This is a genomic window from Streptomyces pseudoechinosporeus (genome assembly GCF_054783935.1).
The window spans coordinates 107,867-130,401 of sequence record NZ_BAAGPS010000004.1 but is presented as its reverse complement, the minus strand read 5'-3'; the positions used below and the strand labels follow the sequence as shown (position 1 = coordinate 130,401).

At 70.4% G+C, this 22,535-nt stretch carries 17 protein-coding genes and 1 pseudogene; 14 read left to right on the top strand and 4 right to left on the bottom strand.

What is annotated here, in order from left to right; translation table 11 throughout:
* Positions 1 to 71 precede the first annotated feature (71 nt).
* From ACYVO6_RS05195 to ACYVO6_RS05180, 4 genes are all read left to right on the top strand, one after another.
* Complete coding sequence (locus ACYVO6_RS05195) at positions 72 to 1,079, top strand: sigma-70 family RNA polymerase sigma factor (RefSeq protein ID WP_461058215.1); 1,008 nt, start codon at positions 72 to 74, stop codon at positions 1,077 to 1,079.
* A 56-nt stretch (positions 1,080 to 1,135) separates the two neighbouring features.
* Complete coding sequence (locus ACYVO6_RS05190; protein ID WP_461057709.1) at positions 1,136 to 1,729, top strand: dihydrofolate reductase family protein; 594 nt, start codon at positions 1,136 to 1,138, stop codon at positions 1,727 to 1,729.
* Positions 1,730 to 2,088: 359 nt separating this feature from the next.
* Entirely contained in the window at positions 2,089 to 2,904 is an 816-nt protein-coding gene (locus ACYVO6_RS05185; protein ID WP_461057707.1) for an endonuclease I family protein, read from the top strand.
* Between the two features lie 194 nt (positions 2,905 to 3,098).
* The gene (locus tag ACYVO6_RS05180; RefSeq protein ID WP_461057705.1) at positions 3,099 to 4,586 is read left to right on the top strand and encodes an FG-GAP-like repeat-containing protein; all 1,488 of its coding nucleotides are present in this window, start codon (positions 3,099 to 3,101) and stop codon (positions 4,584 to 4,586) included.
* 52 nt (positions 4,587 to 4,638) lie between these two features.
* On the opposite strand, the gene ACYVO6_RS05175 is transcribed toward ACYVO6_RS05180, so the two are convergent.
* Positions 4,639 to 6,135, bottom strand: coding sequence for a PucR family transcriptional regulator (locus ACYVO6_RS05175; protein WP_461057703.1), 1,497 nt, complete (start codon positions 6,133 to 6,135; stop codon positions 4,639 to 4,641).
* 119 nt (positions 6,136 to 6,254) lie between these two features.
* Between ACYVO6_RS05175 and ACYVO6_RS05170 the strand changes: the two genes are divergently transcribed.
* The 7 genes and pseudogenes from ACYVO6_RS05170 to ACYVO6_RS05140 all read left to right on the top strand — a co-directional run bounded on the left by ACYVO6_RS05170 (position 6,255) and on the right by ACYVO6_RS05140 (position 14,927).
* Positions 6,255 to 7,715, top strand: a complete 1,461-nt coding sequence (locus tag ACYVO6_RS05170; RefSeq protein WP_461057701.1) for a sodium:solute symporter family protein — start codon at positions 6,255 to 6,257, stop codon at positions 7,713 to 7,715.
* 54 nt (positions 7,716 to 7,769) lie between these two features.
* Complete coding sequence (gene speB, locus ACYVO6_RS05165) at positions 7,770 to 8,738, top strand: agmatinase (RefSeq protein WP_461057699.1); 969 nt, start codon at positions 7,770 to 7,772, stop codon at positions 8,736 to 8,738.
* Positions 8,735 to 10,420: a thiamine pyrophosphate-binding protein gene (locus ACYVO6_RS05160; RefSeq protein WP_461057697.1), complete on the top strand. Its 1,686-nt coding sequence runs from the start codon at positions 8,735 to 8,737 to the stop codon at positions 10,418 to 10,420. The genes speB and ACYVO6_RS05160 overlap by 4 nt, the downstream gene beginning before the upstream one ends.
* A 188-nt stretch (positions 10,421 to 10,608) precedes the next feature.
* A complete protein-coding gene (locus ACYVO6_RS05155) occupies positions 10,609 to 11,784 on the top strand; it encodes a methyltransferase (protein ID WP_461057695.1) in 1,176 nt (391 codons plus the stop codon).
* A gap of 23 nt (positions 11,785 to 11,807) precedes the next feature.
* Positions 11,808 to 12,401, top strand: a pseudogene (locus ACYVO6_RS05150) (acyltransferase family protein); the annotation flags it as partial.
* A 223-nt stretch (positions 12,402 to 12,624) separates the two neighbouring features.
* Positions 12,625 to 13,998 (top strand): phytase, encoded by a 1,374-nt coding sequence (locus ACYVO6_RS05145; RefSeq protein ID WP_461057693.1) that lies wholly within the window; start codon positions 12,625 to 12,627, stop codon positions 13,996 to 13,998.
* Between the two features lie 131 nt (positions 13,999 to 14,129).
* Positions 14,130 to 14,927, top strand: a complete 798-nt coding sequence (locus tag ACYVO6_RS05140) for a phosphatase (RefSeq protein WP_461057691.1) — start codon at positions 14,130 to 14,132, stop codon at positions 14,925 to 14,927.
* Between the two features lie 26 nt (positions 14,928 to 14,953).
* On the opposite strand, the gene ACYVO6_RS05135 is transcribed toward ACYVO6_RS05140, so the two are convergent.
* The 3 genes from ACYVO6_RS05135 to ACYVO6_RS05125 all read right to left on the bottom strand — a co-directional run bounded on the left by ACYVO6_RS05135 (position 14,954) and on the right by ACYVO6_RS05125 (position 17,781).
* Positions 14,954 to 15,826 carry an acyl-CoA thioesterase gene (locus ACYVO6_RS05135; protein ID WP_461057689.1) on the bottom strand — a complete coding sequence of 291 codons (873 nt, stop codon included), beginning with the start codon at positions 15,824 to 15,826 and terminating at the stop codon, positions 14,954 to 14,956.
* A 34-nt stretch (positions 15,827 to 15,860) separates the two neighbouring features.
* On the bottom strand, positions 15,861 to 17,018 hold the full coding sequence (locus tag ACYVO6_RS05130) for an acyl-CoA dehydrogenase family protein (RefSeq protein WP_352372514.1): 1,158 nt from the start codon (positions 17,016 to 17,018) through the stop codon (positions 15,861 to 15,863).
* Positions 17,019 to 17,178: 160 nt separating this feature from the next.
* Positions 17,179 to 17,781 (bottom strand): SACE_7040 family transcriptional regulator, encoded by a 603-nt coding sequence (locus ACYVO6_RS05125; protein ID WP_461057687.1) that lies wholly within the window; start codon positions 17,779 to 17,781, stop codon positions 17,179 to 17,181.
* Between the two features lie 86 nt (positions 17,782 to 17,867).
* Here ACYVO6_RS05125 and ACYVO6_RS05120 point away from each other — a divergent pair, with 86 nt between their 5' ends.
* Genes ACYVO6_RS05120 through ACYVO6_RS05110 form a run of 3 tightly spaced genes read left to right on the top strand, consistent with a single transcriptional unit; the run spans position 17,868 to position 22,533 of the window.
* On the top strand, positions 17,868 to 19,484 hold the full coding sequence (locus tag ACYVO6_RS05120) for a carboxyl transferase domain-containing protein (RefSeq protein ID WP_461057685.1): 1,617 nt from the start codon (positions 17,868 to 17,870) through the stop codon (positions 19,482 to 19,484).
* Between the two features lie 8 nt (positions 19,485 to 19,492).
* Positions 19,493 to 21,592 (top strand): acetyl/propionyl/methylcrotonyl-CoA carboxylase subunit alpha, encoded by a 2,100-nt coding sequence (locus ACYVO6_RS05115; RefSeq protein ID WP_461057683.1) that lies wholly within the window; start codon positions 19,493 to 19,495, stop codon positions 21,590 to 21,592.
* Positions 21,589 to 22,533, top strand: coding sequence for a hydroxymethylglutaryl-CoA lyase (locus tag ACYVO6_RS05110; protein ID WP_461057681.1), 945 nt, complete (start codon positions 21,589 to 21,591; stop codon positions 22,531 to 22,533). Before ACYVO6_RS05115 ends, ACYVO6_RS05110 begins: the two co-directional genes overlap by 4 nt.
* Positions 22,534 to 22,535 lie beyond the last annotated feature (2 nt).

Genomic DNA, 22,535 nt, shown 5'->3' with positions numbered 1-22,535 from the left:
CCCTTGAAGCAGAACGAGCGCGCTTCAGCACACTCGCCTTTCTGACTCATTGGAGTGGCCGAAAGTTGCACATACGTTTCCCGCACGGAAGTTCTGAACGTGAGGCCCCAACGTTCAGCGATGCACGCCATGATGAGCCCGTGGACTTCGAGCCGTACCGGAGTGAGTTGGTGGCGTACTGCTACCGGATGCTGGGCTCGTTCCACGAGGCCGAGGACCTGGTGCAGGAGACGATGCTGCGCGCCTGGAAGGCCCGCGACCGTTACGACAGCACGCGCGCGTCCATACGGACCTGGCTGTACCGGATCGCGACCAACGCGTGCCTGACCGCGCTGGAGGGGCGTGTGCGGCGGCCGTTGCCGTCCGGGCTTGGCGCGCCGAGCGAGGATCCCGGGGCGCCGCTCACGCCGACGTTCGACATCCCCTGGCTGCAGCCGTTTCCCGACGCGCGGTTCGACGCGGAGGTACGGGCCGACCTGCGGCTCGCGTTGGTGGCGGCGATGCAGGTCCTGCCGCCACGGCAGCGGGCGGTGCTCGTGCTCCGTGAGGTACTGGAGTTCACCGCCGCCGAGGTCGCCGAGCAGTTGGGCACCACGGCGCCGGCCGTCAACAGCGCGCTGCAGCGGGCCCGCGCCGCTCTCGCGGACGTGGGTGGCCTGGACGAGGTCACTGAGCCGGACGATCCCGAGGTACGCGCCGTGATCCAGCGGTACATGCAGGCCTTCGAGGCGGCCGACGTCCCCGCGCTCGTGCGGCTCCTCACCGACGAGGCGGTCCTGGAAATGCCGCCGGTGCCGCTGTGGTACCGGGGCAGCCGCGACTACGGCCTGTTCATGGGCCGTGTGTTCCAAATGCGTGGGACCGGCTGGGGCATGAGGCAACTCACCGCCAACGGGCAGCCCGCGCTCGCCGCGTACGCGCCGGAGCCGGGCGGCGGGCTTCGGCTGCACACGCTCCAGGTCTTCACGGTCACCGGCGGCCGCATCGCGCACAACGTCGTGTTCGCCGATCCGCGCGCATTCAAGGCATTCGACCTGCCCCAGCAGATTTCTTCCGACGAATTCCGCCGGGCGCGATGAGTGGGGCCGATGCCGCCGGTACGTAACGGTGAGCATCGATCGAAGGGACACCCATCGTGAGCGTCATCGTCATTCAATTCATCACCCTGGACGGGATCGTGTCCGACCCGGACGGCTCCGGGGGAACGCCGACCGGCGGCTGGGCGTTCCGGCACGGCCCCGAGGCGGTGGCCGGGGACAAGTTCCGGCTGGGGAGCACACTGGACGACGGGGTCATGCTGCTGGGACGTACGACCTGGCAGTTGTTCTCGCGGCTGTGGCCGGGACGCGATGACCCTCCCCCAGCCTTCGGCCGGGGGGACCCCCATCTCGCTACGCTCGCCGCGCGGATGAACGCCGTGCCGAAGCTGGTCGCCTCCCGCACACTGACCGACACCTCGGCGTGGGTGAACTCGCGGATCATCGACGGCGACATGGTCGACGCCGTCAAGCGCGAGCAGCGCGATGTGATCATCACCGGCAGCCTGAGCGTCGTGCACGCGCTGATGGCCGAGGACCTGATCGATGAGTACCGGCTGCTGGCCTTCCCCACGATCCTCGGCACAGGCCGGCGGCTCTTCCCCGCCGGCAACCCGCCCGCGTACCTGGAGTGCCTGTCGGCCGAGCAGACCGGCGCCGCCGTGCTCGCGCGATACCGGAGGGCAGCATGATGACGTTCGCACCCGCGCCTTCGCCGACACCGTCACCCGCAGCTGCGCGAAGAAGGACGCGCGGCCAGCGTTGAGCGACCCGCAGCCCACGCGATACCGCCTAGACGTGTCGGACGTCAATTAGAGCAAGCCCTCCACGATTTGGGGATAACCCTCGCGCAACGCAGCCCCTGGCCACTCCAAGGCCAAGGGCTGCTTTCGATTCCAGAACGTCACACAAACGCCTCGTCCCGGTTACGCCGCGAACCCCTCCCCCGTGCCACTCTCCCGATTGACCAAGTGGTCAACACGCGTAGAACACAGGCCCTTTGAGCCGGACACCGCGTTCCACGCGTGCCGTCCCGGGAAAGGACACCCCCATGTCCGTTGCGCAGACAGGCAGTCGAATACGCGGCTGGAAGCCGCTCGCACTGACCGCCGCCGCCGTACTCGTCGGCCTCACCCTGCCGGCCGCGGTCGCGACCCCCGCCGTGGCCACCACCACCGCGTACGACGACACGTACTACGAGGACGCGATCGGCAAGACGGGCCCGGCCCTGAAGGACTCGCTGCACACGATCATCAGCGACCAGACCAGGATCTCGTACTCCGCGGTCTGGAACGCCCTCAAGGCGACCGACCAGGACCCGAACAACAGCAACAACGTGATCCTGCTCTACACCGGCACCTCCCGCAGCAAGTCCCTCAACGGCGGCAACACCGGTAACTGGAACCGCGAGCACGTCTGGGCCCAGTCCCACGGCGACTTCGGCACCTCGGCGGGCCCCGGCACCGACCTGCACCACCTGCGCCCCGAGGACGTGCAGATCAACAGCATCCGCGGCAACAAGGACTTCGACAACGGCGGCAGCTCGGTCAGCGGCGCGCCCGGCAACTACACCGACTCGAACTCCTTCGAGCCGCGCGACGCCGTCAAGGGCGACGTGGCCCGCATGATCCTCTACATGGCCGTCCGCTACGAGGGCGACGACAGCTGGGCGGACCTGGAGCCCAACGACTCGGTCTCCAACGGCAGTTCCCCGTACCACGGCCGCCTGTCGGTCCTGAAGCAGTGGAACGCCGAGGACCCGCCGAGCGCCTTCGAGGAGAACCGCAACGAGATCATCTACGACACCTACCAGCACAACCGCAACCCGTTCATCGACCACCCGGAGTGGGTGGAGGCGATCTGGTAGCGGACCCGATCCGGTAGCGCACCGCGCAGAGGCCTGAACTCCCCGTGTTCAACGGGGAGTTCGGTTTCAAGCCAAGATTATGGATGAACAATGAATGTCGCCCGGACGTACAACCGGTGATGCACCGCCCGAGTCGCACTCCATGAACGCGCGCACTCCGACGCGCCGAACGGACCGACTCGAAAGGCACATGCATGTCCCGAGCACGACGCAGAACCCCCACCGCCCGGCTGACCGCGCCCGTGGCCGCCGTGGCGCTGCTCGCCGGAGGGATCGGCACCTGGACTCTCACCGGGACCTCGGCCCAGGCGGCCGAATCCGTGGAGATACAGGACGACTTAAACGGAGACGGCTACGCCGACCTGGTCGTCGGCGCGCCGAACGCCACGGTGTCCGGCGCGGCCAAGGCCGGCTACGTGGCTGTCACGTACGGCTCGTCCAGCGGCCTCTCCGCCACCAACAAGAAGCTCATCAGCCGCTCCACCAGCGGCGTCCCTGGCTCCGCCACGGCCAACCAGCGCTTCGGGTCCACCTTCACCAAGGGCGACCTGGACGGCGACGGCTACGGCGACCTCGTGATCGCGGGCGGCACCGCGGGCTCCGTCATCCTCTGGGGCTCCCCATCGGGCCTCACCGGCGGCACGAACATCGCCGGGTACGGGGCCGCCCCGCAGGCCGGCGACTTCGACGGGGACGGCACCACCGACCTCGCCCTGTTCTCCGCGCAGTCCGTCGGCGGCGACGACCCGGAGGGCGCCCCGGCCACCCTGTGGAAGGGCCCGGTCTCCCGCACGGGAACGCCCGCCGCCACCCTGAACATCCTCGACAAGTCGGAATGGTGGGGCTACCAGGAGGACGACGCCTCCTGCGCCACCGGCGGCGGCTGCGAGGACGGCCCGGACTCGATCACCGGCCCCGTCGTCTCCGGCCAGGTCGGCGACGTCAACGGTGACGGCAAGGACGACATCGTCCAGTGGACCTACACCGGCGACGGCACCTGGGGCAACCAGCTGCTGTATGGCGGCAGTTCGGGCTTCACCACCGAGCGGGCGCCCGGAGACACCGCGGGCGGCAGCACGCCGGGCACCGGCGTGGGTGACGTGAACGGCGACGGCTTCGACGACGTGGTGGTCGGCGCCGACGGCTGGTCCGAGCAGGTCCGCGTCGCCTACGGCTCGGCCTCCGGCCTGTCCACCTCCGGCCCCGAGACCTTCGACCAGAGCCTGCCCGGCTTCTACGGCGCCCAGGAGGACGGCGACAACGTCGGCTCCGCGGTCTCGGTCGCCGACATCAACGGCGACGGCTACGCCGACATCGCACTCGGCATCTCCGGAGAGGACTTCAGCGGCCTCACCAACGCCGGTTCGTTCGCCCTCGTCCCCGGCAGCGCCTCCGGCGTCACGGGCACCGGCACCCAGGTCTTCCACCAGAACACCTCGGGTGTGCCCGGAGTCGCCGAGACGAACGACGAGTTCGGCACGGCCGCCGCGCTCCTGGACGTCGACGGCAACGGCCACCGCGACCTCGCCGTCGCCTCCACGGCCGAGAACGCCGACAACGGGGCGGTCTGGCTCCTGCGCGGCGCCTCGAGTGGCCTCACCACCACGTCGGCCTTCGCCTTCGGCCCCAAGACGCTGTCGGCGCCGTACACGGACGCACTGTTCGGCTCGGCCCTGCGCTGAGCGGCCGACAAACGAGTGACCCAGGACAGGTGGCTTCCGCGCCGCTCCTGGGTCACTCGTGTCTGAGCTGCCGGAGCGCGAACCACAGCTCCATCCGTACGTCCGGATCGTCGAGGTCCATGCCCAGCAGGGCCGCACACCGCGCGACCCGCTGCCGCACCGTGTTCCGGTGCACGGACAGGGCGACCGCAGTGCGGTCCCAACTGCCGTGCAGGGAAAGCCAGGTACGGAGGGTCTCGGGGAGCGCAGGGTTCGTGGCGATCGGGGCGAGGAGCATACGGGCGTGAGCCCCGGCCTCGGTCGGCGGGATCAGTTCGGCCAGGCCGGGGCGTTCCCTGTGGCGGACCAGGGGCGTACGGGTGGCCCGCGCGCGAGCCAGTGCGCGGGCGGCCTGCATGTCGGCGGTAGCCCACTCCTGCGGGCCGACGACCGAGCTGACCCCGCACGTCCAGCCGGACTGCGGGGCCGGCTCGCGGTCTGCGGGCACGAGGACGCGTACGACCTCCCCGTCCACGTCCAAGTCCACAAGCGCCGAGCCGAGCGCCGCCCCCAGCCCGGACGCGGCGACGGCATCCGGCGCGGGGCCGTCCGGACACGCGTGCACCACGACCCACTGCTTCCCACCCAGGAGAGGCGCAACGGCCTCTGGCGAGGCCCCCAGCAGCAGTCGTACGAGAGCCGAGGAGCGGGCGGCGCCGGTACCGCTCTGGTGCTCGCCGGTGAGGAGGGACAGGAGCACGACGGCGACGGAGGCGATGGTGTGGTCACCGGGTTCACGCCGGGGCGCCGCCACCCCGAGTACGAAACCTTGTCCAGTACCGAGGGCGTACGCGGCCAGATGCGCGCCGTCCACGGTGTCGGTCGCGGAGGAGGGGGCGGGAGCGAGGGGCACACCAGGGCCCTCGGTCGGCCGCACCACCCCCGCCAGCTCCGCCAATCCCCCGTCCACTCCCGCCCCCAACTCCCGCCCCGCAGCCGCCACTTCCCCTCCATCCGGCCCATACAGCACCGCCCGGCCGCCCACCCGCCGAGCCAGTTGACGCAGGACCGACGGCACCGGATCCTGCCGCGAGGCGGCAGCGGCCAGGCTCTGCTGGGCCTCCGTCACCCGGCGCAGCTCCGCGTGCCGGGCCTGGGCCATGAGCTGCCAGACCGCCCGGGCCACGCCCGAGAAGGTCGTACGTGGCGGAACCTCCAGCAGCGGCAGCCCGTAGTGGTCGCAGGCCGCGACCAGAGCCCGCGGAACCGTGTCATGCACCGGCGCCAGCCCGAAACCGAGCGCCGCGCCGCCCGCCTCGACAATCCGCGAGACGTAGTCGTCGAAGTAGGTACCCGAACCCGCCGCCTCCGGAATGTGAACCCCCGCCGTCAGCAGCAGCTCGCCACCGAGCAGATACGGGTACGGGTCCGCCATCTCCGACGTATGCGCCCAGTGGATCACCGTGGCCGAATCCTCCGGCCCCGCGATCTGCCGCAGGCCGAGGTCCTCGCGGGCCAGGAGGGAGGCGAGAGGTACGGGAGGTGTGGGGGGGACGGCTGAGTCCGGCATGGTGGATGTTTCTTCCATCGGATCCGGTGACAGTGGATGAAACGTACACTTCAGCGCCGCTTTCCGGCCACCTAGGGTCGACCCCCGAACCACCTAAACCGTCGAGAAGGGTGGGCCCCATGGCCGTCGACTACGCAGTGATCGTCGTCTATCTGGCCGGCATGCTGGCAATGGGCTGGTGGGGCATGCGCCGCGCCAAGTCCAAGAGTGAGTTCCTCGTCGCGGGACGGCGTCTCGGCCCGTCGATGTACTCCGGCACCATGGCCGCGATCGTCCTCGGCGGCGCGTCCACCATCGGCGGCGTCGGCCTCGGATACCAGTACGGGCTCTCCGGCGCCTGGATGGTCTTCACCATCGGCCTCGGGCTCCTCGCCCTGTCGGTCTTCTTCTCCGCCCGCATCGCCCGACTCAAGGTCTACACCGTCTCCGAGATGCTCGACCTGCGCTACGGCGGACGGGCCGGCGTCATCTCCGGCGTCGTCATGTGGGCGTACACGCTGATGCTCGCGGTCACGTCCACGATCGCGTACGCCACGATCTTCGACGTCCTCTTCGACATGAACCGCACGGTCGCGATCGTCCTCGGCGGCTCGATCGTGGTCGCGTACTCGACGCTCGGCGGCATGTGGTCCATCACGTTGACGGACATGGTGCAGTTCGTGGTCAAGACGATCGGCGTGCTGCTCCTGCTGCTCCCCATCGCGGTCGTCAAGGCGGGCGGCTTCGGCGCGATGAGGGACGAGCTGCCGACGTCGTACTTCGATCCGCTGGGCATCGGCGGCGAGACGATCTTCACGTACGTCCTGATCTATACCTTCGGCATGCTGATCGGGCAGGACATCTGGCAGCGCGTGTTCACCGCGCGCAGCGACCGGACCGCCAAGTGGGGCGGCACGATCGCGGGCACCTACTGCCTGGCGTACGCGCTCGCCGGCGCCGTCATCGGCACGGCGGCCAAGGTGCTCTACCCGAAGCTCGGCAGCGCGGACGACGCCTTCGCGACCATCGTGAAGGACGAACTCCCCATCGGTGTACGGGGGTTGGTGCTCGCCGCGGCCCTGGCAGCCGTGATGTCGACGTCCTCGGGCGCTCTCATCGCCTGCGCGACCGTCGCGAACAACGACATCTGGTCGCGGTTGCGAGGGGCCGTCCGACCGTCCGGGGAACAGCACGACGAGGTCAGGGACAACAGAGCTTTCATCCTCCTCATGGGCGTCGCGGTGATCTGCACGGCCATCGCGCTCAACAACGTCGTCGAGGCCCTGACCGTCGCGTACAACCTCCTCGTCGGCGGCCTCCTCGTCCCCATCCTCGGCGGCCTGCTGTGGAAGCGCGGCACCGCCCAGGGCGCGCTGGCCTCCGTCGCGGTCGGCGGCCTCGCGGTCATCGCCCTGATGGCGACGTACGGAATCCTCGCCAACGAGCCCATCTACTACGGACTGCTGTCCTCGCTGGCCACGTACGTGATCGTCTCGCTGGCCACCCCCGCGACCGACGCCGCCGTGCTCGCCGCCTGGCGCGAGCGACTGGCGGGCCGGACCCCCGAACCCGTGTCCGAAGCCGTTCCGGCTTCCCAGTAAAGTCGGCCGTGCAGTACATACGCGACGAAGCGTAAGAAAGAAGGCATCTACCTCATGAGCAGCAACGAGACGCCCCGCGGGCCCGTCGACTCCTCCCGTATCCCCCGGTACGCGGGCCCGGCGACCTTCGCCCGGCTGCCCCGCCTCGACGAGGTCGGCCGCACCGACGTCGCCGTCGTGAGCGTGCCGTTCGACTCGGGCGTCTCGTACCGGCCTGGTGCCCGCTTCGGCGGGAACGCGATCCGGGAGGCCTCGCGTCTGCTGCGCCCGTACAACCCGGCGCAGGACGCGTCCCCGTTCGCGCTGGCCCAGGTCGCGGACGCGGGAGACATCGCGGCCAACCCGTTCGACATCAACGAGGCCGTGGAGACGGTGGAGGGCGCTGCCGACGAGCTCCTGTCGACCGGCGCCCGTCTCATGACCCTCGGCGGCGACCACACCATCGCCCTCCCGCTCCTGCGCTCGGTCGCGAAGCGGCACGGTCCGGTCGCCCTGCTCCACTTCGACGCACACCTCGACACCTGGGACACGTACTTCGGCGCGGAGTACACGCACGGCACGCCGTTCCGCCGGGCCGTGGAGGAGGGCATCCTCGACACCTCGGCGCTCTCGCACGTCGGTACGCGCGGTCCGCTGTACGGCAGGCAGGACCTGGACGACGACGAGAAGATGGGCTTCGGCATCGTGACGTCGGCGGACGTGATGCGACGCGGCGTGGACGAGGTGGCGGACCAGCTGCGGCAGCGCATCGGCGACCGCCCGCTCTACATCTCCATCGACATCGACGTCCTCGACCCGGCGCACGCGCCCGGCACGGGGACGCCGGAGGCGGGCGGCCTGACGTCGCGCGAACTCCTGGAGATCCTCCGGGGGTTGGCGTCCTGCAACCTGGTCTCGGCGGACGTCGTCGAGGTCGCGCCCGCGTACGATCACGCCGAGATCACGTCGGTCGCCGCGTCCCACACGGCGTACGAACTGACGACGATCATGTCCCGCCAGATTGCAGAGGCCCGCACGAAGTGACTCACGACCACGACCTGGTGCTCCACCCGACCGCCGCCCAGACGGAGGCGGCGCTGAACCCTCCCCCCGGCCGAAGCGGCGGAGACCTGGTCGTGGAGACCCTGGCGGCGCTCGGTGCGACGACGGTCTTCGGCCTGCCCGGCCAGCACGCGCTGGGCATGTTCGACGCGCTGCGCCGCTCGGACCTCAGGTACATCGGCCTGCGGGTGGAGAACAACGCGGGGTTCGCGGCGGACGCGTACGGCCGGATCACGGGCGAGGCGGCCCCGCTGCTCCTTTCGACGGGCCCGGGCGCGCTGACGTCGCTGGCGGCCCTTCAGGAGGCCGCGGCCGCTTCCGCCCCCGTCCTGGCGATCAGCAGCCAGATCCCGACGGCCGGTCTTGGCGGCGGCCGCCACGGCTATCTGCACGAACTCCCCGACCAGGCAGCCTCGTTCAGGGGTGTGGTCAAGTCGGTCCACACCGTCCGGACCCAGTCCCAGATCCCGTCCGCGGTCGAGGCGGCCTGGAAGTCGGCGCTGACGGCCCCGCACGGGCCGGTGTGGGTGGAGATCCCGCAGGACGTACTGCTGGCCGAGACGGCGATCCCGGTGGTGACGGGCGGCGACGCCTTCCCCGAGGAGCTGCCTCCGCGCCCCGAACTGACGGCCGTGGCCGCCGACCTGCTGTCCCGTGCCGCCCGTCCGGCGATCATCGCGGGCGGGGGAGTCGTACGGGCGGACGCGTCGGGCAAGCTGAAGCAGTTGGCCGAAGCGCTGAACGCCCCCGTGGTCACCACGCCCGGCGGCAAGGGCGCCTTCCCCTGGACGCACCCCCTCTCACTCCAGTCCTGGATCGAGGACCGCCACACCACGGACTTCCTGGAGGACGCGGACGTACTCCTGGTGGTCGGCTCGGGCCTCGGCGAACTCTCCTCGAACTACCACACGTTCAAGCCGCGCGGCCGGGTCATCCAGATCGAGGCGGACCTCGGCAAGCTGGAGTCCAACCATCCGGCGCTGGGCATCCACGCGGACGCCCGACTGGCGTTGCAGGCCCTGCTGGAAACGGTGGACGAGCGCGCGGACCCGTCCGCCGCGGAGCGTGTGCGTACGGTGCTCGACCTCGTGCGTGAGCGCATCGACGCCCAGGAACTCACCCTGGAGCAGCGGGTGTTGGCCGCCGTCCGCAAGGCGTTGCCTGACCGGTCGCCGAGCTTCTGGGACATGACGATCCTCGCGTACTGGGCCTGGTCCGCCTTCGACGCCCGCCACCCGAACACCATGCACTCCGCCCAGGGCGCCGGCGGCCTCGGCTACGCCTTCCCCGCGGCACTGGGCGCCGCGGCAGCGGACCCCACCCACCCGGTCCTCGCGGTCTCCGGCGACGGCGGCGCCCTGTACTCCGTCGCCGAACTGGCCACAGCAAAGCAACACGAATCCAACGTCACCTGGCTGATCATCGACGACGGCGGCTACGGCATCCTCCGCGAATACATGACGGACGCCTTCGGCGAGACGACGGCAACGGAACTGTCGCGCCCGGACTACGTGGCGCTGGCGGAGTCGTTCGGGGTGCCGGGGGTCCGTACGACTCCGGAGACCCTCGAAGCGGACCTGTCCAAGGCCCTGACGACACCCGGCCCTTCGGTGGTCGTCCTGCCGGCGGTGCTGCGGATGTTCGCACCCACGCATCTGGGCTGACGGGAGCCGCGCGCGGCCTCTCCCGACTGGTATGAGGTCCAACTGGCATGAGCGCCTAGACTGTTGCTCATGACGTTCTTCTTCCACCTGCGTTAGGCGCCGCCGGCGAAGCGAGGATCCCCCGTCGCCGGCGATGCGGGGCAGCGAAGCGCTGCCCCGAGTGCTGACGTGGGAGAAGAACGATCACCATGCACACGCCCCTCGTGGCGCGCTGCGTCCGCGGCCTTGAGTCCATGGTCGCCGCCGAGGTTCTGGCATCCGGGCTCGGCGTCGTCACCGGCCTGCGCCACCGCGAGGTCCATTTCCGGGCCTCCTGGCCCGCGCCCAGGCTGCGCACCGCGGACGACGTCTTCCTGCTCGCCGCCCAGCGGGCAGACATCGGGACGACGAAGCACGGCCTCCAGGCCCTCGCCGAACTCGCCGAACTCACCGACACCGACCGCCTGTTGCGCCTCCGCCGCGGACTGACCGAATCGGACGAGCTCACCGGCATCGACGTCTCGGCCTCCTTCCTCGGCCGACGCACCTTCAACCGCTATGACGCCGAGGACGTCGTCGGCCCGGCCCTGGCGCGGCGGCTCGGTGTCCCCTACCACTCGCGGCGCACAGGCGTCGCGTCCCCGCCGGGCCACTGGGGATGGCGGCTGACCCTGGACGGCACGCGAGCCACGCTCATGCTGCGGATCACCGACCACCCGCAGCATCGCCGCGCGTACAAGCGCCGGACCATCCCGGGCACCCTGCACCCGCCACTGGCCGCCGCCATGGCCACGATGGCCGACATCGGCCCTGGTCAGGTCGTCGTCGACCCGTGCTGCGGCGCCGGCACCCTGCTGATCGAGGCGGCGCTCGCGCAGCCGGGCGCCCATTTCCACGGCTTCGACCTGTCCCCCGACGCGATCACCGCTGCCCGCGCCAACGCCGTCGGCTTGCCCAGCGTCGTCGCCCCGCCCATCGCCATCGACCGATCCGACGCCGGCCGCCTTCCCCTTCCCGACGCAGGCGTCGACCGTGTCCTGTGCAACCCATCCTGGGGGACCCAGGCCCCTGCCCGCGGCCTGATCGCGAACACCCCCTCGCGCTGGTGGACGGAGCTGCGCCGCGTCCTCGCCCCGGACGGCAGGGCCGTGCTCCTCCTCCCCGACCCCGAGGCCCTGGGCACCGCCCTGCGGCACCGCCTCACCCCCTTGCACATACAGCGTGTCCGCGTCTCCGGCGCCCAGCCGTTCATCGTCCACCTGGCACCGAAGGACGAGAACGGGCGCCGCCGCACCCCAAAGCCTCCCGCCCCTCGGACCGGCCATCGGGCCGCCGGACGGCAATCCGGCGTACGGGACGGCCCCACGACGCGGGGAAACCCGTGAGCCCGCCGTCCGGGGTCGAGAATGCTGTAACGCTCTGCTGCGCGAGCGCCAGGTCACCCGCGCTTCGCTTGTTCGGCGGCGTGCTGGGCGGGGTGCTGGCGCTCGCCCTGGTCCCTTTCAACGGCACGGTCCCCATGTGGGAGAGCCTGGTGATCCTCGCCGTGATGTTCCTCGGCACGGCCGTCCACCGGGCCGAAAACGGTCAGAGCACGTGGCGGTGCGCGGCCTGCGCAGCCGCCGTGGTACTCGCCTGCGCCGTGGGGAGTGCGTACCGGCACGGCGACGGGTCCCATTTCACACGGCGCGGCTGGATCGTGGCCTTCCTGCTGGCCGGACTCACCTTCGGTGTCGGACTGGCGTTGCGGCGACGGTGGATACCACACCTGCTGAGCGGACTGGGAACGATCAGCTACTCGGTCTACCTGGTGCATCCGGTGCTGCTGGCGGTGTCCGACGGCACGATCGGCCGGTGGCGGCGGGACACTCTCGTACTCGAAGTGGCCTTCTGTGCCGTGCTGTTGCCGCTGTGCGTGCTGACCCACCGTTACATCGAAGCGCCGAGCCGGGCATGGGGCCGGAAGCTGGGTTCGCGGTCAGGCCGCGCGGAGCCACCGTGACGAGAGCCGTGCCACACAGCGTCCCGTCCTGCGGCCGGATCGGCGGGCATCAGCCCGTGCGGTCCAACCCGGTGACGCGCGTCGTCCCTTGATCGTTTCGCCGGCATGTCATGCCTGTGCATGTGCTTGGCGGCGGAAGTTCACTGGCGGGGCTTAGCTTCCGAGATCGCCGCCCCTCCCCCACAGTGCTTCGATTGACTTGTTCCTGACAGAGGAGCCCCACATGGAAGCCTCCAGACTTCCCTGGTCCCACCGGGTCGACCGCACCCGTGTCCCCGCCGTACTCGCCGCCCTGCTGCTCGTCGGCTCCGCCCCGGCCGCGCTGGCCGACTCGGCGGCGCAGCCGGTGGCGACCACCGCGTCCGTGGAGACCCCGGCGGTGTACGACGACGAGGCCGGCGGCGACGCCGACGCGGACGACCCGGCGGTGTGGGTGGACCCCGCCGACCCCTCACGCAGCGTCGTCCTGGGAACGCTCAAGAACGCAGGCCTTGACGTGTACGGCCTGAACGGGCAGCGGCTGCAGCACATCGCCGCCCCGTTCGCGCCGAGCCCGGACGCCGAGCCGGGCCGGTTCAACAACGTCGACGTTGTCTACGGTTTCGACCTCGGTGGGAAGAAGACCGACCTGGCCCTGGTCAGCGACCGAGGCCGGGACCGTATCCGGATCTACGCCATCGACCCTAAGGCCGTGGCAGAGGGCCGTCCCCCGCTGACCGACGTCACCGCCGCCACGGTGGCCCCGGTCTTCTCCGCCTCGGAGACCGCCGTGGACGAGCAGCGCACCGCCTACGGCCTGGCCGCATACGTCGATGACGGCGAGGTGTACGTCGTGGTCAGCCGCCGTTCCGAGACCCGGCTGAAGCTCCTGAAGCTGACCGCGAGCAACGGCAAGGTCGGCTACGGCACCGCGGACACCCTCGACATCCCCGGCTCGTTCACGCTGCCCAACGGCACGCGGTGGACGCCGTGCGCCGACCCGGGTGACCGTGCGCAGTTCGAGGGCATGGCCGTCGACCAGGAGACGCACACGCTGTACGCGGCTCAGGAGGACATCGGCCTGTGGCGGATCCCTCTGGACGACGCGGAGTTCGAGAAGCCCGCCCTGCTCGACAAGGTCCGCGAGTACGGCGTCCCGTGGACGTACGACACGGCGGAGGAGGAGTGCGTGATCGACACGGCGAACGACCCCGGCTACGGCGGCACCCACCTGGCCGCCGACGCCGAGGGCGTCACCGTCTACCACGCGGCCGACGGCAAGGGCTACGTCCTCGCCTCCAGCCAGGGCGACAACACCTTCGCCGTCTACCGGCGCGAGGGCAGCAACGCCTACGTGGGCCAGTACGAGATCACCGACGGCCCGGCGACCGACAGCGTGCAGGAGTCGGACGGCGCCACCGTGGTCAACGTCCCGCTGGGCGGGGCGTTCCCCAAGGGCCTGCTGGTCACGCATGACGGGCAGGCGGCCCCGGAGGACGGCGACCGCGACGCCACGAACTTCAAGCTCGTCCGCTGGGACGCGCTGGCCTCGGCCTTCCCCACCCCGTTGACCGTTGACACGGAGTCCTTCGACCCGCGTGGGTCCGACGACGACTGACCGACTGGACGTCTCAGGTGCGTCACCCGCGGCCCGTCGCAGGGCCGCGGGTGACGAACACCACGTGACCCCCCGTCCCAGGCTGCGGAACACCAGTTCGCCACGCGGAGCACACCGGCAGAATAGGGGGCATGCCGATACCCGGGACTCCCAGCCGCGCCGAACTCGTCGACCACCTCGTACGGACGCGTATCGCGGGCGATGTCGCCACCCCCCGCGAGAACAACCTCTCCCACTACCGCAAACTGGCCAACGGCGACCGCAACTACTGGCTCGGCCTTGAGCTCGGTGACCGCTGGACCGACGAGCAGGACGTACTCGCGGTGATGGCGGAGCGTTGCGGGGTGAACGACGACCCGGAGTATCGCCATGGGCAGGACACCATCGATCCGGAGCTGACGATCGACGCCCTGGACCGGATGGCGTCGCGGCTGCGGAAGGCGGCGGCCGGGAAGCAGCGGGTGCTGTTCGCGACGGGGCATCCGGGCGGGTTGCTGGATGTGCACCGGGCGACGGCCGCCGGGTTGCGGGCCGCCGGGTGCGAGATCGTGGTGATTCCGGAGGGGCTGCAGACGGACGAGGGGTACGTCTTCCAGTTCGCGGACGTGGCGGTCCTGGAGCAGGGTGCCACGCTCTGGCACACCCACTCCGGCGAGCCGATGCGCGCCATCCTGACCGGGCTCGAGCGTGAGGGCCGCCCCCTGCCCGATCTGGTCGTCGCCGACCACGGCTGGGCGGGTTTCGCCGGCCAGCAGGGCATCGACTCCATGGGGTACGCGGACTCCAACGACCCCGCCCTCTTCCTCGCCGAGTCCGAGGGCACGCTCCAGGTGACGATTCCCCTGGACGACCACGTCACGAGCCCGCGGCACTATGACCCGATGACGGCGTATCTGCTGGACGCGGCGGGCCTCACGGCCACGGCCTGAGCCCCGGCCTACCCCCGGTGGAACCCTCACCGGGGGATCCGTACCACACCCTCCTGGATCACCGTGATCGCCAGCTGCCCCTCCCGCGTATAGATCCGGGCCTGCCCAAGCCCCCGCCCACCCGACGCCGACGGCGACTCCTGGTCGTACAGCAGCCACTCGTCCGCCCGGAACGGCCGGTGGAACCACATCGCGTGATCCAGCGAGGCCCCGACCACGTCACCGACGGCCCAGCCGCCACGCCCGTGGGCGAGGAGCACGGAGTCGAGGAGCGTCATGTCGGAGACGTACGTGGCGAGGCAGACGTGGAGCAGGGGATCATCCACAAGCTTGCCGTTGGTGCGGAACCACACCTGCGAGCGCGGCTCCCGCGCCTCCCCGACGCTGGCGAACGGCGGTGCGTCCACGTACCGGAGGTCGACCGCGGCGCGGGCCTCCAACAGCCACTTCAGAACGCCCGGTTCCCGGAAGGCGTCCACGTACGCCGGCAGCGTCTCCGCCGCGGTCGGCAGCGTCTCGGGGTCAGGCGAGGCCGGCATGTCGGCCTGGTGCTCCAGCCCTTCCTCGTACGTCTGGAACGACGCGGAGAGGTGGAAGATCGGCTGCCCGTGCTGGACGGCGACGACCCGTCGGGTGGTGAAGGAGCGCCCGTCGCGGATGCGGTCCACGGTGTAGACGATGGGCGCGCCCGGGTCCCCGGCGCGCAGGAAGTACGCGTGCAGGGAGTGGGCGAGCCGGTCCTCGGGAACCGTACGCCCGGCGGCGACCAGCGCCTGCGCCGCGACCTGCCCGCCGAAGACGCGCGGGACGAGGGAGGGCTGGGATTGGCCGCGGAAGATGTCCCGCTCGATCCGCTCCAGGTCGAGCAGATCGAGCAGGGACTCAAGTGCCTGACTCATATGCCGGTTGTATCGTGCACTGATTGCGGGCGGCTTACAGGCCCATGTCCTTCGCGATGATCATCTTCATGACCTCGCTGGTGCCGCCGTAGATCCGGTTGACGCGGTTGTCGGCGTACAGACGGGCTATCGGGTACTCGTTCATGAAGCCGTAGCCGCCGTGCAGCTGGAGGCAGCGGTCGATGACGCGGTGTGCGACCTCGGTGCAGAACAGCTTGGCGCTCGCGGCCTCGGCCGGGGACAGCTCGCCCGCGTCGAGGGCTTCCAGGGAGCGGTCGGCGACGGCCTGCGCGGCGTCGACCTCGGCCTGGCAGGCGGCCAGTTCGAACTTGGTGTTCTGGAAGGAGGCGACCGTCTTGCCGAAGACCGTACGGTCCTGGACGTACTCCTTGGCGAACCGGACCGCCGCCTCGGCCTGCGCGTACGCGCCGTAGGCGATGCCCCAGCGCTCCGAGGCGAGGTTCGTGCCGAGGTAGGCGAAGCCCTTGTTCTCCTCGCCGAGCAGGTCGTCGACCGGCACCTTCACGTCGACGAACGCCAGCTCGGCGGTGTCGGAGGTCTTCAGGCCGAGCTTGTCCAGCTTGCGGCCGACGGAGTAGCCCTCGGACTTGGTGTCGACGGCGAACAGGGAGATGCCGAAGCGGCGGTCGTCCTCGCGCGGGGCGGAGGTGCGGGCGCAGACGATGACGCGGTCGGCGTGCACACCGCCGGTGATGAAGGTCTTGGCGCCGTTGAGCACATAGTGCGTGCCGTCGTCGGAGAGCTTCGCGGTGGTCTTCATGCCCGCGAGGTCGGAGCCGGTGCCCGGCTCGGTCATCGCGAGGGCCCACATCTCCTCGCCGGAGACGAACTTCGGCAGGAACCGCTTCTTCTGCTCGTCGGTGGCGAGCATCTTGATGTACGGCAGACCGAGCAGCACATGCACACCGGAGCCGCCGAAGGAGACGCCCGCACGGGCGGTCTCCTCGTACATGATGGCCTCGAACTTGTACGAGTCGATGCCGGCGCCGCCGAACTCCTCGGGGACGCGGATCCCGAAGACGCCCAGCTCGGCGAGCTTGTAGTAGAAGTCGCGCGGCGCCTGGCCCGCGGCGAACCACTCGTCGTACACGGGGACGACCTCGGCCTCGATGAAGGCTCGCAGGGTCTCCCGGAACGCCTCGTGATCCTCGTTGAAGACGGTACGGCGCATCGTGTACGGCTCCTTGGCTCGCGCTGCTCGGTCCCAAGCGCCGTTACCTAAGCGCTTGCTCAGCAACCCACGCTACCCGCCGGTTATGACAGTCGTCCAGAGACGTAGGTCACGCCGGGACCGGGGTCACGCCAGGATCCGGGGCGCGCTGGACCGGAGTTCACCCCGGAGCCGAGACGGCCGCCGCCTCGAAAGCCCCTCGCGCCATCCGGTGCAGCAACGCCGCCGTCCCCGCCCGGCCGGGCAGCGAACCGGGACGCCCGAGGTGCGGCGTCGAGTTCAGCAGCCCGAAGACCGCATGGACGGCGGCCCGGGCGCCCGATTCGGCGAGGTCGGGGTAGACCTCGCGCACGACCTCCACCCACAGCTCTACGTACTGCCGTTGGAGCTGCCGTACGAGCTTGCGGTCGCTGTCCCGGAGGCGGTCCAGCTCGCGGTCGTGCAAGGTGATCAGAGGGCGGTCGTCGAGCGCGAAGTCGATGTGCCCTTCGACGAGCGAGTCGAGGACCGCCTCGGGGTTCCCGGCGGCCTCGGCGGCCCGCCGCTTGCCACCGGTCAGCAACTGCCCGCTGATCCCCACGAGCAGCTCGGCGAGCATCGCGTCCTTGCCCGCGAAGTGCCGGTACAGGCCTGGTCCGCTGATGCCGACCGCCGCCCCTATCTCGTCGACCCCGACACCATGGAAGCCGCGCTCGGCGAAGAGCCGGGCGGCCTCCTTCAGGATCTGTTCGCGGCGGGTGAGGGTTTCGGTTCTGGTGGCCATGGAGGTAATTCTAGACAGGGAGGTTAGCGGTCGTTAACCTGGAGGCAGGACGTTAACGCTCATTAACAAGGTGAGGGGACTCCGCGATGCAGGAGGCACCGGAGCTGACCAGCGCGGCCGACCCTGCGTCGGCGGCCTGGCAGGCCAACGAGGCGGCGCACCGCGCGCTGGTCGACGAGCTGCGGCAGAAGCTGGCCACGGCCCGGCTCGGCGGCGGCGAGCGGGCCCGCGCCCGGCACACCGCGCGCGGAAAGCTGCTGCCGCGCGACCGCGTGGACGCCCTCCTCGACCCGGGCTCACCCTTCCTGGAGCTGGCCCCGCTCGCCGCCGACGGGATGTACGACGACCAGGCGCCGGCCGCGGGCGTCATCGCCGGGATCGGGCGGGTGAGCGGCCGGGAGTGCGTGATCGTCGCCAATGACGCGACCGTCAAGGGCGGCACGTACTACCCGATGACGGTGAAGAAGCATCTGCGCGCCCAGGAGGTGGCGCTGGAAAACCGCCTCCCCTGTGTGTACTTGGTGGACTCCGGGGGCGCGTTTTTGCCCATGCAGGACGAGGTCTTCCCCGATCGCGAGCACTTCGGGCGGATCTTCTACAACCAGGCGCGGATGTCGGGGGCGGGGATCCCGCAGATCGCGGCGGTGCTCGGTTCGTGCACGGCGGGTGGGGCGTACGTCCCCGCCATGAGCGACGAGGCCGTGATCGTGCGCAATCAGGGCACGATCTTCCTGGGTGGCCCGCCCCTGGTGAAGGCCGCGACGGGAGAGGTCGTCACCGCCGAGGAGCTGGGCGGCGGCGAGGTCCACGCACGCGTGTCGGGTGTCACCGACCATCTCGCGGAGGACGACGCGCACGCGCTGCGGATCGTCCGCACCATCGTTTCCACCCTCCCCGCGCGCGGGTCACTGCCCTGGTCGGTCGCACCGGCCGTGGAGCCGAAGGCGGACCCGGCGGGGCTGTACGGCGTGGTGCCGGTGGATTCCCGTACCCCCTATGACGTACGCGAGGTCATCGCGCGCGTGGTGGATGGCTCACGTTTCGCGGAGTTCAAGTCGGAGTTCGGGCAGACGCTGGTGACGGGGTTCGCGCGGGTGCACGGGCATCCGGTCGGGATCATCGCCAACAACGGCATCCTGTTCTCCGAATCGGCCCAGAAGGGCGCCCACTTCATCGAGCTGTGCGACCAGCGCGGGATCCCGCTGGTGTTCCTGCAGAACGTCTCGGGCTTCATGGTGGGGCGTGACTACGAGGCGGGCGGCATCGCCAAGCACGGCGCCAAGATGGTCACGGCGGTGGCCAGTACGCGCGTACCGAAGCTGACGGTGGTGATCGGCGGCTCGTACGGCGCGGGCAACTACTCGATGTGCGGCCGGGCGTACTCCCCGCGCTTCCTGTGGATGTGGCCCAACGCCAAGATCTCCGTGATGGGCGGCGAACAGGCCGCGTCGGTCCTCGCGACCGTCAAGCGCGACCAGTTGGAGGCCCGCGGCGAGTCCTGGCCCGCCGAGGAGGAAGAGGCCTTCAAGGAGCCGATCCGCGCGCAGTATGAGCGCCAGGGCAACGCCTATTACGCGACGGCCCGGCTCTGGGACGACGGGGTCATCGACCCGATGGAGACCCGGCAGGTGCTGGGTCTCGCCCTGACCGCCTGCGCCAACGCGCCCCTGGGTGAGCCCCAGTTCGGCGTCTTCCGGATGTGAGGGTGGGAATGTTCGAGACAGTGCTTGTGGCCAACCGGGGCGAGATCGCGGTCCGGGTCATCCGTACGCTCCGGTCGCTGGGTGTGCGTTCGGTGGCCGTCTTCAGCGATGCGGACGCCGACGCACGACACGTCCGCGAGGCGGACACGGCCGTACGGATCGGTCCGGCGCCGGCGGGTGAGAGCTATCTGTCGGTGGAGCGGCTGCTGGAGGCGGCTGCCGCGAGCGGGGCACAGGCGGTGCATCCCGGGTACGGCTTCCTCGCCGAGAACGCTGCCTTCGCGCGTGCGTGTGCCGACGCCGGGCTCGTCTTCATCGGGCCGCCCGCCTCGGCCATCGAGCTCATGGGCGACAAGATCCGCGCCAAGGAGACGGTGAAGGCGGCCGGGGTTCCGGTGGTGCCGGGTGCCGCCGATCCCGAACTGGAGGACGCGGCCCGCGAGTTGGGCGCACCCGTGCTGCTCAAGCCCTCGGCGGGCGGTGGTGGCAAGGGGATGCGCCTGGTGCGCGACCTGTCGGTGCTGAGCGAGGAGATCGCGGCGGCCCGGCGGGAGGCCCGTGCCTCCTTCGGCGACGACACGCTGCTCGTGGAGCGGTGGATCGACCGGCCCCGGCACATCGAGATCCAGGTCCTGGCGGACGGCCACGGCAATGTGGTGCATCTGGGCGAGCGCGAGTGCTCCCTCCAGCGCCGGCACCAGAAGATCATCGAGGAGGCGCCGAGCGTACTGCTCGACGAGAAGACACGGGCGGCCATGGGGGCCGCGGCGGTCGAGGCGGCGCGCTCCTGCGGGTACGTGGGTGCGGGCACGGTCGAGTTCATCGTGCCGGGCGACGACCCGTCGGCGTACTGCTTCATGGAGATGAACACCCGGCTCCAGGTCGAGCATCCGGTGACGGAGATGGTCACGGGGATCGATCTTGTCGAGTGGCAGCTTCGGGTCGCGGCGGGTGAGCGGCTGCCGTACGGGCAGGAGGACATCACGCTCACGGGGCATGCGATCGAGGCGCGGATCTGCGCGGAGGATCCGGCGCGGGGGTTCCTTCCCTCCGGGGGGACGGTTCTGGCTCTGCGTGAACCCCAGGGGGACGGCGTCCGCATCGATTCGGGTCTCAGTGAAGGCACCGAGGTCGGCAGCCTGTACGACCCGATGCTGTCCAAGGTCATCGCGTACGGGGCTGACCGGGCGACGGCTCTGCGGAAGCTGCGGGCCGCGCTTGCCGGGACGGTGACGCTGGGGGTGCCGACCAACGCGGGGTTCCTGCGGAGGCTGTTGGCTCATCCTGCCGTTGTGGCCGGGGAGTTGGACACGGGGTTGGTGGAGCGGGAGGTTGACGGGCTGGTCTCGGCTGAGGTGCCGGGTGAGGTGTACGTGGCGGCGGGGTTGCTGCGACAAGCGGAACTTTTCCCCAAGCCCGCCCCTTCCCGAAGCTGGGGGCTGCGCCCCCAGACCCCCCTTCGGCCTGAACGGCCTCGTCCTCAATCGCCGGACGGGCTGGTTGAGTGGACCGATCCTTTCTCGGTACCCAGCGGGTGGCGGCTCGGCGGGGAGCCCGCCTGGACCGTGCACCACCTGCGCGTGCCCGGCCACGACCCCGTCGAGGTACGCGTACGCGGCACCCTCCGCGACGCGGAAGTCTTGTGGGGGTCTGGGGGCTTGCCCCCGGCTTCGGGAAGGGGTGGGCTTGGGGAAGAAAACCCCTCCACGGTCACCCTCCACCTGAACGGCGTCACCCACACCTTCGCCACCCTGCCGGCAGGCACCTGGCTCGGCCGCGACGGCGACGCCTGGAACGTCCTCGACCACGACCCCGTAGCCGCCTCCCTCACCGGCGCCGCCCACACCGGCGTCGACTCCCTCACCGCCCCCATGCCCGGCACCGTCACCGTAGTGAAGGTGGCCGTCGGCGACGAAGTGACCGCCGGACAAAGTCTGCTGGTCGTCGAGGCGATGAAGATGGAGCACGTCATCTCCGCCCCACATGCCGGCACCGTCGCCGAGCTGGACGTCACTCCGGGCTCGACCGTCGCCATGGACCAGGTACTGGCCGTCATCGCGCCCCAGGAGCAAGAGCTGGGGCAGGAGCAGGAAGAGGCCACATCATGACCACTCCCGAACTGGGACTCCCCATGGCCGTCCCCGCCCAGGGCCTCCCGGCCGCCGTCCGGATCTACGAGGTCGGCGCCCGTGACGGCCTGCAGAACGAGAAGGGCACGGTCCCGACGGAGGTCAAGGCGGAGTTCATCCACCGCCTCGCCGACGCAGGCCTGACGACCATCGAGGCCACCAGCTTCGTACATCCGAAGTGGGTGCCCCAACTGGCGGACGCGGAAGAACTGTTCCCCCGCGTCAGCGAACTCCCGGTCGCTCTCCCGGTCCTCGTGCCGAACGAACGCGGCCTGGACCGCGCCCTGGCGCTCGGCGCCCGGCAGGTCGCCGTCTTCGCCAGTGCCACCGAGTCCTTCGCGAAGGCCAACCTCAACCGCACGCTCGACGAGTCGCTGGCCATGTTCGAGCCGGTGGTGAGCCGGGCGAAGACGGAAGGCTGCCACGTCCGCAGCTACATCTCCATGAGCTTCGGGGACCCGTGGGAGGGCGCGGTCCCGATCCCTCAGGTCGTACGGGTCTGCAGGGCCCTGCTCGACATGGGCTGCGACGAACTGAGTCTGGGCGACACGATCGGCGTCGCGACCGCCGGGCACGTACGGGCACTCCTCAGCGCCCTCAACGAAGCGGGCGTCCCCACGCACACCCTCGGCGTGCACTTCCACGACACCTACGGCCAGGCCCTCGCCAACACCCTCGCGGCACTTCAGCACGGCGTCACGACCGTCGACGCGTCCGCCGGAGGCCTGGGCGGCTGCCCGTTCGCCAAGTCCGCCACCGGCAACCTCGCCACCGAAGACCTCGTGTGGATGCTGCGGGGCCTCGGCATCGACACCGGAGTCGACCTCGACCGTCTTATCGCCACGAGCGTGTGGATGGCCGACCGACTGGGCCGCCCCAGCCCTTCCCGCACCGTCCGCGCCCTCTCCCACAAGGAGTGATC

Excerpts from the sequence above, each read along its gene's own strand:
- ACYVO6_RS05170 (WP_461057701.1), top strand. The coding sequence starts at position 6,255 with ATGGCCGTCGACTACGCAGTGATCGTCGTCTATCTGGCCGGCATGCTG.
- ACYVO6_RS05180 (WP_461057705.1), top strand. The coding sequence starts at position 3,099 with ATGTCCCGAGCACGACGCAGAACCCCCACCGCCCGGCTGACCGCGCCC.
- ACYVO6_RS05135 (WP_461057689.1), bottom strand. The coding sequence starts at position 15,826 with ATGAGTCAGGCACTTGAGTCCCTGCTCGATCTGCTCGACCTGGAGCGG.
- ACYVO6_RS05125 (WP_461057687.1), bottom strand. The coding sequence starts at position 17,781 with ATGGCCACCAGAACCGAAACCCTCACCCGCCGCGAACAGATCCTGAAG.
- ACYVO6_RS05110 (WP_461057681.1), top strand. The coding sequence starts at position 21,589 with ATGACCACTCCCGAACTGGGACTCCCCATGGCCGTCCCCGCCCAGGGC.
- ACYVO6_RS05140 (WP_461057691.1), top strand. The coding sequence starts at position 14,130 with ATGCCGATACCCGGGACTCCCAGCCGCGCCGAACTCGTCGACCACCTC.
- ACYVO6_RS05130 (WP_352372514.1), bottom strand. The coding sequence starts at position 17,018 with ATGCGCCGTACCGTCTTCAACGAGGATCACGAGGCGTTCCGGGAGACC.
- ACYVO6_RS05175 (WP_461057703.1), bottom strand. The coding sequence starts at position 6,135 with ATGCCGGACTCAGCCGTCCCCCCCACACCTCCCGTACCTCTCGCCTCC.
- ACYVO6_RS05145 (WP_461057693.1), top strand. The coding sequence starts at position 12,625 with ATGGAAGCCTCCAGACTTCCCTGGTCCCACCGGGTCGACCGCACCCGT.
- ACYVO6_RS05115 (WP_461057683.1), top strand. The coding sequence starts at position 19,493 with ATGTTCGAGACAGTGCTTGTGGCCAACCGGGGCGAGATCGCGGTCCGG.
- ACYVO6_RS05155 (WP_461057695.1), top strand. The coding sequence starts at position 10,609 with ATGCACACGCCCCTCGTGGCGCGCTGCGTCCGCGGCCTTGAGTCCATG.
- ACYVO6_RS05185 (WP_461057707.1), top strand. The coding sequence starts at position 2,089 with ATGTCCGTTGCGCAGACAGGCAGTCGAATACGCGGCTGGAAGCCGCTC.
- speB (WP_461057699.1), top strand. The coding sequence starts at position 7,770 with ATGAGCAGCAACGAGACGCCCCGCGGGCCCGTCGACTCCTCCCGTATC.
- ACYVO6_RS05120 (WP_461057685.1), top strand. The coding sequence starts at position 17,868 with ATGCAGGAGGCACCGGAGCTGACCAGCGCGGCCGACCCTGCGTCGGCG.